Source organism: Streptomyces sp. NPDC031340, assembly GCF_055569945.1.
Genome location: NZ_JBVIIE010000018.1, coordinates 73,082 through 85,690 on the forward strand (window position 1 = coordinate 73,082; position 12,609 = coordinate 85,690).

Consider the following 12,609-nt stretch of genomic DNA (forward strand, 5'->3'; position numbering starts at 1 on the left):
ACCCAGCCCCTTGGCCCGGCATGGTCATTGGTGCTGGAATGCGGCCACCACTCAACAGCTCGATGGCGTGCTCGGGGAGGGCAATGTGGCGCATACCGCCATGTCTGGTAACGGAACGACCGCTGGTGACGATCCCCTCCAGACCGCGGTATGGCGGTTGCGCTCACGCGCCTGCTGGGCCGACGCGGCGGCACTGCTGAGACCGGACACCGCGGCGACCGCGCTGCAGCGGGCGGCGCTCATGGTGGAGAAATGCCTGTACACCGAGCAGGGGTGGGAGGAGGCCGAGGACGCGCTGCGCACGGCCGAGGCGCTGGCCCAGGACGACGAGGAGCGCGGCGCCGCCGCTTGTGAACGCGGGCAGCTTGCGTACGCGGCGACGCTGCACGGAGTGCGCGACCGGGCCGATGAGGCGCGGGCCGCGCTCGGACGGGCGGCGGCGCTGATCGCTCCGGGGGCCGCGGGGCGGGCGCTGCTGGACTTCCGGCGCGGACTGCTCGCCGAGAACCTCGCCCGCTCACCGCAGGCCGCCCGTGCGGCGTACCGGAGGGCGCACGCGGGGGCCACCGCGCACGCCGACCCGCTGCTGCTGTCGTTCACCTGGCGGCACCTCGCCGGACTCGCGCTGCGGGACGGGGAGCTGGCGGAGGCGCGGCACGGTTTCGCCGAGTCGCTGCGCATCCGGGAGGAACTGGGCTACCTGGTCGGGACGGCTCCGGCGCTGGCGTCGCTGGCGGACGCGGAGGTGGAACCGGAGGCCTCGCGGCTGCGCGAGGAGGCGCGGCGGCTGTACCGGCTGCTGGGCGGTGTACCGACGTGGCTGGCCCGGCAGCTGGCGCCTCCGGCGGCGACGGCATGACGCACATGCCGGGGCAAAGATGGGACTGAGAGGAACCTGAGAGGTTTCTGTGCCAGTCTGGCGCCGCCCCGAACCCCCCTTGGAGGAACGCCTGATGAGCACCATCAACGGCCTGCCCGCACATGTTCTCCTGGTCCATCTCGTCGTCGTGCTCGTGCCGCTGACAGCCCTGGCGCTCGTGGTGGGCGCCGTGTGGCCGCAGGCCGCTCGCCGCATGGGCCTGGTGCTGCCGTTGCTGGCCCTGGTGACGCTGGGCAGCGTGCCGCTGGCCACGGAGGCCGGTGAGTGGCTGGAGGAGCATGTCACCACCAGTGCCCTGATCCGGCGCCACACCGAACTGGGCGACGGGCTGCTGCCGTGGGTGGTGGGCCTGTTCGTGCTGGCGGCGGTGGTCTGGTGGACGACCCGCCGGACGCCGGCCGAGGGGACCGCGCCCCGCTCCGCGACGATCGTGCGTATAGCGGCCCTGGTGCTGTCGGTCGTGGTGGCGGCGGGCGCCGTCGTCGACGTCTACCGCATCGGCGACTCCGGCGCGAAGGCGGCCTGGACGGGCGGCTTCTCGAAGTCCGCGACCGATTCGGGCGACGGCGACGACTGACCGCCCCCTCTCCGACGCCGGTCCGCACCCCCCGGTCGGACCGGCGTCGTTCTGTCCGGGCCCACAAGCCTCCTGTCCGGGCCCACCAGCCGCTCGAGTCCCGTACCCGCCCAGGCCGTCCGGCGTGGGCGGGTACGGCGCGTTCAGGGGCGGCGGGGCGGGGTGGGAGACGGCGGGGCGAAGTGGGACGGCGCGGCGAAGTGGTTGCTCACCAGGGCCGCCGCCTCGTCCAGCTCGCGGGCGGTCAACGCGTCGAGCAGCGCCGTGTGCTGCGCCGCGTCCGCGAGCAGTTCGGCACGGGCGCGGGGCGTCGGGGTGCCGCCGAGCGGCCACTGGACGCGGCGGTGCAGGTCATCGGCCATTCGGACGAGCTGCCCGTTGCCGGACAGGGCCAGCACCGCCCCGTGGAACGCCCGGTCGGACTCGGCGTACGCGGCCCGGCAGCCGGAGGACGCCGCGCGGACGGTCGCCTCGGCGAGCGGCCGCAGCTCGGCCCACCGCTCGACGGGCACCGTACGCGCCAGCCGCAGCATCACCGGCGCCTCGATCAGCGCCCGTATCTCGGCCAGTTCGGCCAGTTCCCGGGCCCCCCGCTCGACCACCCGGAACCCGCGGTTGGGTACGACCTCGACGGCCCCCTCGGCCGCGAGCTGCTGCATCGCCTCTCGCACGGGCGTCGCGGAGACCCCGAACCGTTCGCCGAGCGCGGGCCCCGAGTAGACCTCGCCGGGCGTCAGCTCCCCCGTGACCAGCGCGGTGCGCAGCGCGTCGAGGATCTGCCCGCGCACGGAGGCCCGCTGGACGACCGGACGGGAGCGCGGCAGGGGCGTCTCACCGTGCGTGTGCTCGCCCCGGGCGGCCACCGCACCGGCACCGGGCCCGACACCGGCCTCGACACCCCGTGACCGACCGTCCCGGCTCTGGTCCCGGCCCCCGCCCTGACCCCGGTCCCGGCCCATGTCCGCGGCCGCCGGCTGCGGCGGCACCCGGACCCCGCCGGCACCGATTCCCGGAACACCCGTCTCCGCGGAGCCCTGCGCTCTTCGGCTCACGGGGTCCTCCTCCGGACGTTTCGGTACTTGGGGCCATTACGGCGAGTTGTTACTCGTCCGTCAAGCACCATAGGCGCACAGGCCGTCAGTTCAAATTGCGACCACGCCAGGTAAGGTAAGGCTTACCTTTCAATCGCTTTCCGATCGGTGGTCCCGCATGCCCGTGCAGCAGTCGCCCCTCACGGACGCGTACACCCGTCTGACCGAGGCCTTCCCCGGATTCGCCGTCCGGGAGCTGGACCCCGGCGAAGAGGCCCCCCGCGGCGGCGGATGGGTCGCCGCCGCCGCGCTCGCGGCGGGCGGCGCCGAACTCGACGCGTTCCTGGCCTGGGACGACGCCCAGGTGCGGCGCGACTACGGCCGCCCGGCGCGCCCCGACGTCCTGGCGAGCTTCGGTCTGCACCGGTACGCCTGGCCCGCCTGCCTGCTGATCACCGTCCCCTGGTTCCTGCACCGCAGGGTGCCCCGCTTCCCCGTGACGCACGTCTCGTACGACCGCACCGCGCCCGGCCTCTCCGTGGGCCGCATGGCGGTGCGCCCGGCCGGCTTCGCCTGCCTGCCGGGCGACCCGGCGGCCGCCCTGCCCGGCGCGCGGGTGGTGGCCGGCGAGGAGGAGCTGCGGGACCGGGTGCGGGCCGCGGTGGCCGAGCACCTGGAGCCCGTCCTCGCCGGGTTCGGCCCGCGCATGCGGCGGCGCGGCCGGGCCCTGTGGGGCACCGCGACCGACGAGATCGTGGAGGGCCTCTGGTACGTCGCCCATCTGTTCGGCGAGCAGGAGCGGGCACGACGGGAGCTGGAGGCGCTGCTGCCGGGCGCGACCCGGCCGTACGTCGGCTCGGCGGCGTTCCGCGAACTGACCGGACCGGACGGCGAGTCGCTGCCGACCCGGGACCGGGCGAGCTGCTGCATGTTCTACACCGTGCGCCCCGAGGACACCTGCGCCACCTGCCCGCGCACCTGCGACGCCGACCGGGTCACCAGACTGCTCGCCGCAACGAGTTGAGGGACCCTCGGGTACGAACGCGCCCACCGTCCCGTAAGATCAGCCGCGAACGGGACCGCCCCACGGTTACAGGTGATTCACAACTTCCTCACTTACCGCAGGAACTTTCCGTGGAACCACTCGTACGGGTAGTCTTATTCGAACTCAACTCCCGCCCCTCAAGCGGCAGTTCGAGCAGAACGCCGCCCTGGGCACTCCCTTGCGCTTCCTTGGCGGCATCTTGCCCCGAAACCCCATGAGGGCCGGCGGGAGTGGGCCACCATGGCGGGCGTTACGCCCTATCCCAATGCAAGGGACCCTGATGAGACTGACCGACATATCGCTGAACTGGCTGCTTCCGGGCGCCGTACTGCTCCTGGGCATGCTGGCGGCGGTGGCGGTGCTCACGCGCAGCAAGCGGTCCGGGGAGCACGCGAAAGCAGATGACTCGTGGGAGCGCAGCGAGGAGCGCCGCCGGCGCAAGGAGGCCATCTACGGCACCGCCTCCTACGTCCTCCTCTTCTGCTGCGCGGCGGTGGCCGCCGCGCTCTCCTTCCACGGACTGGTCGGCTTCGGCGAGCAGAACCTCGGCCTCTCCGGAGGCTGGGAGTACCTGGTGCCGTTCGGCCTGGACGGTGCGGCCATGTTCTGCTCCGTCCTCGCGGTGCGTGAGGCCAGCCACGGTGACGCGGCCCTCGGCTCCCGGATACTCGTATGGACGTTCGCCGGCGCCGCTGCCTGGTTCAACTGGGTGCACGCGCCCAGGGGCATCGGCCACGACGGCGCCCCGCAGTTCTTCTCCGGCATGTCCCTCTCGGCCGCCGTCCTCTTCGACCGCGCGCTGAAGCAGACCCGCCGGGCGGCGCTGCGCGAGCAGGGCCTGGTGCCCCGTCCGCTGCCGCAGATCCGCATCGTCCGCTGGCTGCGCGCCCCCCGCGAGACCTACAAGGCCTGGTCGCTCATGCTCCTGGAGGGCGTGCGCAGCCTCGACGAGGCCGTCGAGGAGGTCCGCGAGGACAAGCGGCAGAAGGAGGAGAACCGGCTGCGGCGGCGTGAGGCCGACCGTCTGGAGCGCGCACAGCTCAAGGCCATCAGCCGGGGCCACCGCGGCTTCGTGGGCCGGGGTGGACGACAGGTCGAGGCGCTGGAGCCCGCCTCGGCCTCTACGGAGCCTGCCCTATCGGCGCCGGAACCCCTGCCCGTACGCGCCCGGCCCTCGCTGCAGCCCGTCCGCAAGGCCGGCTCTGAACCGCTCACCGTCGACCTCACCGCGGAGGACGACACAATGGCTCTGCCTCGCCTCGACTCCCTTGAGCGCAAGCTGAAGGACCTCGAGCAGCAGTTCGGCTAGGAGCGGTCCGGCCGAACACGGCCTCATGGGAAGGGGGCGTGACCTTCGGGTCACGCCCCCTTCCCGTTCCCGTCCGCTTCCCGTTCCCGTCCGCTCCCGGCGGCGTCCGCTTCCCGGTGACTGCTCAGGCCGCCTCCGCCGCCAGTTCGAACCACACCGACTTGCCGACGCCGTGCGACCGTACGCCCCACGAGTCGGCGAGGGACTGCACCAGGACCAGGCCCCGGCCGTTCGTGCCCTCCTCGCGGCCCGGCACCCGCACCCGGGGCCTGCGGGCGGCGAAGTCCCGTACCTCCACCCGCAGTCCGCGAGGTCCGACGGTGGCCGTCACGACCGCGTCGCGGTCGGTGTGGACGAGTGCGTTGGTGACGAGTTCGCTGGTGAGCAGTTCCGCTATGTCGGACCGCCCGGGCCTGCCCCACTGCCGCAGCAGTTCCCGCAGGGCCCTGCGGGTCTCGGGGACCGCCTTCAGGTCCGCGTGCCCGAGTCTGCGCCGGAGCCGGGACGGCTCCGCCTCTTCCGCGCGGCCGTCGGCCGCCTCCTGAGCCGTCCCGATCGAGGAAACCCCGATCGCCATGGGACCGCCCCCTCGCGCCTGCCTCTTCATGTCCCCCGCCCGCGTGCCGGTTCCGGTCCCCTCCTGGTCGAACACGTTCACGGAATCCATGCCCGATCGGGCACCTGGCAGTCATGCCGGCCGCCTGACGGCCGGACACCCGGGGGCGAGGGCACGGATTTTGGACAGGGAAACGACGCCGGGAGCGGCGATCTCCGGGCCGCCGGGGAGACCGCCGCCGGCGCGGGCCGGCGGACGCCCCGGGGACTGCGCAGACGGAGCGGACGCCGGAGAACGCCGGGACCTCCGGCGGCCGGATCCGCGCGCCCGCGCCAGCGACCTCCCCCGGCCGGTGAAACTGGCCGGAATCCGTCGCCGAGGACGGCGCCCCTCGGGCCGGGTCAGGGACGCGGGATGTTGCGGAGGTTGGACCGGGCCATCTGGACCATGCGGCCGACACCCCCGTCCAGCACCATCTTCGACGCCGACAGGGCGAAGCCGGTCACCATCTCGGCGCTGATCTTGGGCGGGATGGACAGCGCGTTGGGGTCGGTGACGACGTCGACCAGGGCCGGTCCCTTGTGCCGGAAAGCGTCCTTCAGCGCACCCGCGAGCTCCTTGGGCTTCTCCACGCGCACGCCGTACGCGCCGCAGGCGCGGGCGACGGCCGCGAAGTCGGGGTTCTTGGCGGCGGTGCCGTAGGCGGGCAGCCCGGCTACCAGCATCTCCAGCTCCACCATGCCCAGCGAGGAGTTGTTGAAGAGGACCACCTTCACCGGCAGGTCGTACTGCACCAGGGTCAGGAAGTCCCCCATCAGCATGGAGAATCCGCCGTCCCCCGACATCGACACCACCTGCCGGCCGCGGTCGGTGAACTGGGCCCCGATCGCCATCGGCAGCGCGTTCGCCATCGAGCCGTGGGTGAAGGAACCGATCACGCGGCGGCGGCCGTTGGGCGAGATGTAGCGTGCGGCCCAGACGTTGCACATGCCGGTGTCCACGGTGAACACCGCGTCCTGGTCGGCCACTTCGTCAAGGACGGCGGCCACGTACTCGGGGTGGACGGGCACGTGCCGGTCGACCTTGCGGGTGTAGGCCTTCACCACCCCTTCCAGCGCGTCCGCGTGCTTCTTCAGCATCCGGTCCAGGAAGCGGCGGTCGGTCTTCTCCTCGATCCGCGGGATCAGGCAGCGCAGCGTCTCCCGGACGTCGCCCCACACCGCGAGGTCCAGCTTCGAGCGCCGGCCGAGGTGTTCGGGCCGGACGTCGATCTGGGCGATCTGCACGTCGTCGGGCAGGAAGGCGTTGTACGGGAAGTCCGTGCCGAGCAGGATCAGCAGGTCGCACTCGTGGGTGGCCTCGTAGGCGGCGCCGTAGCCGAGCAGGCCGCTCATGCCGACGTCGTACGGGTTGTCGTACTGGATCCACTCCTTGCCGCGCAGCGCGTGCCCGACCGGGGACTTGATCTTCCCGGCGAACTCCATGACCTCGGCGTGCGCGCCCGCCGTGCCGCTGCCGCAGAAGAGGGTGACCTTGCGGGCCCGGTCGATCATGTCGACGAGCCGGTCGATCTCGGCGTCGCCGGGGCGGACCGAGGGCCGGGCGGTGACCAGGGCGGTCTCGGCGGGCTTGTCCGGGGCGGGTTCCGCGGCGATGTCGCCGGGCAGGGTGACGACGCTGACGCCGGACCGGCCGACCGCGTTCTGGATGGCGGTCTGCAGCAGGCGCGGCATCTGCTTGGGGCTGGAGACCATCTCGCTGTAGTGGCTGCACTCGCGGAACAGCTGCTCGGGGTGGGTCTCCTGGAAGTAGCCCAGGCCGATCTCGCTGGAGGGGATGTGCGAGGCGAGGGCGAGGACCGGGGCCATGGAGCGGTGGGCGTCGTAGAGGCCGTTGATGAGGTGGAGGTTCCCCGGGCCGCAGGATCCGGCGCAGGCGGTCAGCTTTCCGGTGATCTGGGCCTCCGCTCCGGCGGCGAAGGCGGCGGTCTCCTCGTGGCGGACGTGCACCCAGTCGATCGCGGCGTTGCGGCGCACCGCGTCGACGACCGGGTTGAGGCTGTCTCCGACGACTCCGTAGAGGCGTTGCACGCCCGCGCGGACGAGGATGTCGACGAACTGTTCGGCAACGTTCTGCTTGGCCATGGTGCTCTCCTGCCCCTTCGGTCTCCGAGGATCCCCGCGTCCATGAATTCACAGCCGGGACCCTCATGCCTCCCAGACCGCGGCCGCAGTACGGTCGTCGGCGTAGCCCTTGACCCTGACCTGCGTGTCGGCGAGGAAGGCGGCGAGACCGGGCGGGTTGGACCCGGACCACCGGCCCGTCAGGTAGCGGCACAGGTCGGGTTCGCCGCGCAGCGGCTCCGCGAGCCCGTCGGTGCACATCAGCAGCGTGTCGCCGGGGCGGGCGAGGGAGGCGCGGAAGCGGAAGGGTTCGCGGGGCGGCTGCGGGGCGGGCTCGTACGGGCTCGGCGGGGTGGGTATGCCGAGGTCCATGGTGAGCCGGTCGCCCTCGGGCGTCTCGGCGGGCGGCGAGCCGAAGCCGACGACCGGTTCGCCGCTGACCTCCGCGACGCGCGGCTCGATGTCCTGCCACTCCCCGTCCCGGAGCCGGAACAGGCCGCCCGCGCCGACTCCGAAGAACACGCGGACACGGCAGCCGGGGTCGGCGGGCAGCAGCAGACAACGCAGGGCGGCCGAGTACTCGTCCGGGTCGATGCCCTGCTCGGCGGCGCCGGCGCGGAGCTTGCCGAGGCTGCGGTCGGTGAGCCGGTGCAGGCCGGACTTCAGGTCACCGCGCCGGGCGGCCAGGATGTCCTCGGCGAGCCGGGCGTGACTGCGGCCGACGGCGTGGCCGATCCAGCGGCAGGCCTCGGCGGCCGCCCGGTGCGCCCCCGGGGTGGCGCGGGCGCCGGTCGCCATCGCCACCAGGATCAGGGCCTCGGCTCCGGTGCCGAACCGGGCGGTGAGGAGGGCGTCGCGTCGCGGCTCGCCCCGGTAGCGCGCGGAGTCGCCGCGCAGCGAGACCGCGCGCAGGGTGCAGGAGCCGTACCGCGCGCCGTCCAGCACGGTGTCCGGGACCTGGGCGTCCAGCTCGTCGGGGTCGGCGGCCGGCAGGGCGGTCGGCTCGGGGTCGTAGGTGGGCGGGCCGGAACCCACGTGGTCGACGGGGTACGGAGGGACGGCGGCGACGCTCGGGACGGCCCCGGCGGTGGGTGGGGCGCCTGGGGCCGGCGGGGCCGCTGAGGACGGTGCCGGGGGAAGGTCGGTGTCCGGACGGGTGCCGCGCGGGCCGCGCGGGGAGCCGGCCTCTCCGGAGGAGAAGAAACCGCCCTTGGGGGCAGGGGGCCCGGTCTCGGGAGCGCGGGGTCCCGTCTCCGGGGCGCGGGGGTCCGTCTCGGGGGCAGGGGGGCCGAAGGTGCCCGCGCCGGGCGAAGTGGCGCGCTGCGGCGGGAACGCCGCCGGTGCGGGCGGCGCGGCGGGCGAGGGCTCCCCGGCGCGCTGATCCCCGACCCCTGCGCCCTGGTCCCCGTACCCGGCGCCCTGGTCCCCGTACCCGGCGCGCTGATCCCCGAAGCCGGCGCCCGGTGACGTCCCCGGCCTCGGGGGCACCCCGGGCCGCGGCGGCGTCCCCGGCCGCGGGGGCGTTCCCGGGCGCGGCGGCGTCCCCGGTCGCGGGGGCGTCTCCGGTGCCCCGGACCACTGCGGGGGAACCCTCTCCCCGTCCGCTTCCGCGTCCATGTCCGCGTCGCGCACGCCGGATCCGCCCCCCACGGTGCCCGCCGCCGAGGCGAACCGGTCGTCCAGGGAGTCGGGCGCGCCCGTGGGGCCCGTGTCCTGGGTGGTTTCCTCGTACAACTGCCGCCACCAGTCGTCCTCGTGACCGGTGGGCCTTCCCCCCTGCTGACTCATGCCCACAATTGTCCACCGCACGGGCCCCGTGAAAACGGGGCATCGGAAAATCCGCCTCCCCGGCGCCGGCCCGCCGCGCGCGGGGCGGTCAGGGCGACGCCGCTCCGGCGGCCCGCAGGTGCCGCACGGCGTACGACCGCCAGGGGCGCCAGCCGTCGGGGACGCGCAGGCCGGGCGGGGCGACGTCGGGGTCGGCCAGGGCTCGGGTGCGGACCGCGGCGACCGTGCGGGCGTCCATGCCGGGCAGGGCGAGCAGCGCCGCCTGCGCGTCGTCGCGGTCGGCGCCCGCGTCCAGGTGTACGACGCCGTCGGCGAGGGCCGCGGCGAGGGCGCCCAGGGCGCCGTGCGGCTCGGCCTCCGCGAGGACGGCCGGTTCGGGGAAGAGGTGGGTGAGGCTGCCGCTGGGCGCGTCCAGCGCCTTGCCGTACCGCCGCACCAGGTCTGCGGCCGCCGTCCGCCCCACCAGCTCCCGCACCGCGAACTCCTCCGGGTCGGCGGCGCCGGGCGACCTGAGCCCCGGGCGGGCGGCGACCAGCGGGGCGAGCCGTTCGTCGGCGCCGAGCCGCTCGTCGACGGCGTACGGGTCGGCGTCCAGGTCGAACAGCCGGCGCAGCCGCTGCACGGCGGTGGTCAGGTCGCGGGGGTCGGTGAGGTGCAGGCGGGCGTCCAGCCAGCCGCCCGGGTGGGCGGCGGAGCCGGACGCCGGGCCGCCGGCGCGTTCGTCGACGGCGGCGATGCCGGTGCCGTGCGGGAGGCGGAGGGTACGGCGGTACGTGCGCCGTCCCGGCGTCCCGCTCACTTCCTCGACACCGGGCACGGCCTCGCGCTCCAGCAGGTCGAAGACGGCGCCGGACCGGTACGGGCCGCGGTGGGCGAGCCGCAGCGGTATCGCGCCCGCCGGGACGACCGAGCGCCGCGCGGTCCGGCCGCCGTCCGGCGCGGCCGACCGCAGCCCGCTCGGCGTCGAGGCGTACACGGCGCGGATCGTGTCGTTGAACTGGCGCACGCTGGCGAACCCGGACGCGAACGCGATCTCGGTGACCGGCAGGCCGGTGGTCTGCAGCAGCACCCGCGCGGTGTGCGCCCGCTGGGCGCGGGCGAGGGCTACCGGCCCGGCGCCGAGTTCGGCGGTGAGCTGCCGCTGCACCTGCCGGGCGCTGTAGCCGAGCCGGGCGGCGAGGCCGGCCACGCCCTCCCGGTCGACGACGCCGTCGCCGATCAGCCGCATGGCGCGCCCCACCACGTCCGCGCGGGCGTTCCAGTCGGCCGAGCCCGGCACGGCGTCCGGCCGGCACCGGCGGCAGGCCCGGAACCCCGAGCGCTGCGCGGCGGCGGCCGTCGCGAAGAACCGGACGTTGCGCCGCTTCGGCGTCACCGCCGGGCAGCTGGGCCGGCAGTAGATGCCGGTGGTCTCGACGGCGAAGAAGAACTCCCCGTCGAACCGGGCGTCCCGGCTGCGGACCGCTTCGTACCTGGCGTCCTCGTCCATCACGGTGTCCAGTCTCGGCGCCTTCGGTACCGCACGGCCAGCGGAAATCGGACGTCACGTTCTCAGCACTCCCGTCGCGGATCCGCCGTGGCGGCGGGCAGCTCCACGGTGACGCGGATCCCGCCGGCGGGGCGCGGGGCGATCGGTTCGGGCTGCCGCTGTCGGACACCCGGCCGATCGGCATCAGGATGGACCACGGACCGCCGGCGGAGACCGAGCCGGCCGCCGTCGGACGGCCGACAACCGGGCGCTGCGCACGACGGTGGCCACGGGCAAGGGGCCGCCGTGCATGCGGCCCACCTGGCATCGGTACGGGTGAATCCCCGGGCAGGCTTTGCTTTGCGACGGCCCAGCGGGACACGGGACGGAGGCGTCCCAGGCGCTCGGTGAGGCGGTCGCCGCCGAGCGGAACGCGCGGGTGGTGCTGCTCGGCGACCTGAACGGCACCACCGACGACCGCGCGTTCGCCGGCCTCACCTCGCGGATGCGCTCGCCCGCCACCGGCAGCGATCATCTGCCGGTGGCGGCCGCGATCAGCTGGTGAGCGCGGAGGGTGGGCGCGGTCTCACCGCCGTTGTCCCCGCTTCGCCTCCATCGCCGCCCTCCCCTCGGCGCCCCGGCGCTTCCACTCCTTGCGCAGTTCGGCGCGGGCGCGGGCGTCGGTCTTGGCCACGATCCACTGGTTCTCCCGCATCAGCTTGCGGTAGCTGTCCAGCCGTCGGGCGGGAAGCTCACCGCTGTCCACGGCGGTGAGCACCGCGCAGCCCGGTTCGGCCTCGTGCGCGCAGTCGTGGAAGCGGCACCGCTCGGCGAGTGCCTCGATCTCGGTGAAGACCTGTCCGACCCCGCCGCCGGCGTCCCAGAGCCCGACGCCCCGCAGGCCCGGGGTGTCGATGAGGACGCCGCCGCCGGGCAGCGCGAGCAGGTTGCGGGTGGTGGTGGTGTGCCGTCCCTTGCCGTCGACGTCCCGGATGGCCTGCACCTCCATCACGTCGGCGCCGAGGAGCGCGTTGGCGAGGGTGGACTTGCCGGCGCCGGACTGGCCGAGCAGCACCGAGGTGCCGCCGGAGACGGTGGCGACGAGGACGTCGAGGCCGTCCCCGTCCAGGGCGCTGACCGGCAGGACGGGCACGCCGGGCGCCGACAGTTCCACGTCCTGCACGAGGTGGGCGCGGGTGACCGGGTCGGGCACCAGGTCGGCCTTGGTCAGCACGACGAGCGGCTGCGCCCCGGACTCCCAGGCCAGGGCGAGGAACCGTTCGATGCGGCCGAGGTCGAGCTCGGCGGCGAGCGACACGGCGACGATCGCGTGGTCGACGTTGGCGGCGAGGATCTGCCCCTCGGACCGCTTGGAGGAGGTGGAGCGCACGAACGCGGTGCGGCGCGGCAGGTACGTCCGCACGTAGCGCGGGTCGCCGGCGGGTTCGACGGCGACCCAGTCTCCGGTGCACACGACCCGCAGCGGGTCGTGCGGGGTGACGAAGGCGGTGTCGGCCCGCAGCACGCCGTCGGCGGTGACGACGTCGCACTGGCCTCGGTCGACACGGATCACCCGGCCGGGCAGCAGTCCTTCGGTGTCGTACGGGGCGAACGCGGTCGCCCATGCCTCGTCCCAGCCGTAGGGAGCGAGCGCGGAGAAGACGGAAGAAGCGGAAGAAGCGGAGCGGGAAGTCAAAGGGGACCCTTCACAGGGTGGCCCCGGCGAGGTGTGTGATTGTCAGCCGGCGGCCACGGAGGTGGACTTGATGAGCTGGATGCGGGCAGCGCCCATCGCAGTGACAGCCATCGGTCAACACCTCCTCATCGCTCGT

At 74.3% G+C, this 12,609-nt stretch carries 10 protein-coding genes and 1 pseudogene; 5 read left to right on the plus strand and 6 right to left on the minus strand.

What is annotated here, in order from left to right; translation table 11 throughout:
- Positions 1 to 85: 85 nt before the first annotated feature.
- Positions 86 to 859 carry a hypothetical protein gene (locus tag ACZ5GT_RS16480; protein ID WP_469022904.1) on the plus strand — a complete coding sequence of 258 codons (774 nt, stop codon included), beginning with the start codon at positions 86 to 88 and terminating at the stop codon, positions 857 to 859.
- 94 nt (positions 860 to 953) lie between these two features.
- The gene (locus ACZ5GT_RS16485; protein WP_469022909.1) at positions 954 to 1,457 is read left to right on the plus strand and encodes a DUF2231 domain-containing protein; all 504 of its coding nucleotides are present in this window, start codon (positions 954 to 956) and stop codon (positions 1,455 to 1,457) included.
- 143 nt (positions 1,458 to 1,600) lie between these two features.
- Here the strand turns inward: ACZ5GT_RS16485 and ACZ5GT_RS16490 are convergent, their stop codons facing one another.
- Positions 1,601 to 2,509 carry a GntR family transcriptional regulator gene (locus tag ACZ5GT_RS16490; protein ID WP_469022914.1) on the minus strand — a complete coding sequence of 303 codons (909 nt, stop codon included), beginning with the start codon at positions 2,507 to 2,509 and terminating at the stop codon, positions 1,601 to 1,603.
- A gap of 157 nt (positions 2,510 to 2,666) precedes the next feature.
- Here ACZ5GT_RS16490 and ACZ5GT_RS16495 point away from each other — a divergent pair, with 157 nt between their 5' ends.
- Together ACZ5GT_RS16495 and ACZ5GT_RS16500 are read left to right on the plus strand one after the other, a co-directional pair.
- A complete protein-coding gene (locus ACZ5GT_RS16495; RefSeq protein WP_469022916.1) occupies positions 2,667 to 3,512 on the plus strand; it encodes a (2Fe-2S)-binding protein in 846 nt (281 codons plus the stop codon).
- 301 nt (positions 3,513 to 3,813) lie between these two features.
- The gene (locus ACZ5GT_RS16500) at positions 3,814 to 4,842 is read left to right on the plus strand and encodes a DUF2637 domain-containing protein (RefSeq protein WP_469022919.1); all 1,029 of its coding nucleotides are present in this window, start codon (positions 3,814 to 3,816) and stop codon (positions 4,840 to 4,842) included.
- Positions 4,843 to 4,966: 124 nt separating this feature from the next.
- Here ACZ5GT_RS16500 and ACZ5GT_RS16505 read toward each other — a convergent pair whose 3' ends face one another.
- From ACZ5GT_RS16505 to ACZ5GT_RS16520, 4 genes are all read right to left on the minus strand, one after another.
- Positions 4,967 to 5,419 (minus strand): ATP-binding protein, encoded by a 453-nt coding sequence (locus ACZ5GT_RS16505; RefSeq protein ID WP_469022922.1) that lies wholly within the window; start codon positions 5,417 to 5,419, stop codon positions 4,967 to 4,969.
- A 380-nt stretch (positions 5,420 to 5,799) separates the two neighbouring features.
- Positions 5,800 to 7,542, minus strand: coding sequence for a pyruvate dehydrogenase (locus ACZ5GT_RS16510; protein ID WP_469022929.1), 1,743 nt, complete (start codon positions 7,540 to 7,542; stop codon positions 5,800 to 5,802).
- 63 nt (positions 7,543 to 7,605) lie between these two features.
- The gene (locus tag ACZ5GT_RS16515; RefSeq protein WP_469022936.1) at positions 7,606 to 8,556 is read right to left on the minus strand and encodes a protein phosphatase 2C domain-containing protein; all 951 of its coding nucleotides are present in this window, start codon (positions 8,554 to 8,556) and stop codon (positions 7,606 to 7,608) included.
- A gap of 841 nt (positions 8,557 to 9,397) precedes the next feature.
- Positions 9,398 to 10,798 (minus strand): DNA-3-methyladenine glycosylase 2 family protein, encoded by a 1,401-nt coding sequence (locus ACZ5GT_RS16520; protein WP_469023215.1) that lies wholly within the window; start codon positions 10,796 to 10,798, stop codon positions 9,398 to 9,400.
- A gap of 152 nt (positions 10,799 to 10,950) precedes the next feature.
- On the opposite strand from ACZ5GT_RS16520, the pseudogene ACZ5GT_RS16525 reads away from it, so the two are divergent.
- A pseudogene (locus ACZ5GT_RS16525) lies at positions 10,951 to 11,342 on the plus strand (endonuclease/exonuclease/phosphatase family protein); the annotation flags it as partial.
- A gap of 21 nt (positions 11,343 to 11,363) precedes the next feature.
- On the opposite strand, the gene rsgA reads toward ACZ5GT_RS16525, so the two are convergent.
- Complete coding sequence (gene rsgA / locus ACZ5GT_RS16530) at positions 11,364 to 12,473, minus strand: ribosome small subunit-dependent GTPase A (RefSeq protein ID WP_469022943.1); 1,110 nt, start codon at positions 12,471 to 12,473, stop codon at positions 11,364 to 11,366.
- Positions 12,474 to 12,609: the final 136 nt, after the last annotated feature.

Coding starts and splice junctions, on each gene's coding strand:
- ACZ5GT_RS16485 (WP_469022909.1), top strand. CDS start 954: ATGAGCACCATCAACGGCCTGCCCGCACATGTTCTCCTGGTCCATCTC.
- ACZ5GT_RS16495 (WP_469022916.1), top strand. CDS start 2,667: ATGCCCGTGCAGCAGTCGCCCCTCACGGACGCGTACACCCGTCTGACC.
- ACZ5GT_RS16500 (WP_469022919.1), top strand. CDS start 3,814: ATGAGACTGACCGACATATCGCTGAACTGGCTGCTTCCGGGCGCCGTA.
- ACZ5GT_RS16505 (WP_469022922.1), bottom strand. CDS start 5,419: ATGGCGATCGGGGTTTCCTCGATCGGGACGGCTCAGGAGGCGGCCGAC.
- ACZ5GT_RS16510 (WP_469022929.1), bottom strand. CDS start 7,542: ATGGCCAAGCAGAACGTTGCCGAACAGTTCGTCGACATCCTCGTCCGC.
- ACZ5GT_RS16520 (WP_469023215.1), bottom strand. CDS start 10,798: ATGGACGAGGACGCCAGGTACGAAGCGGTCCGCAGCCGGGACGCCCGG.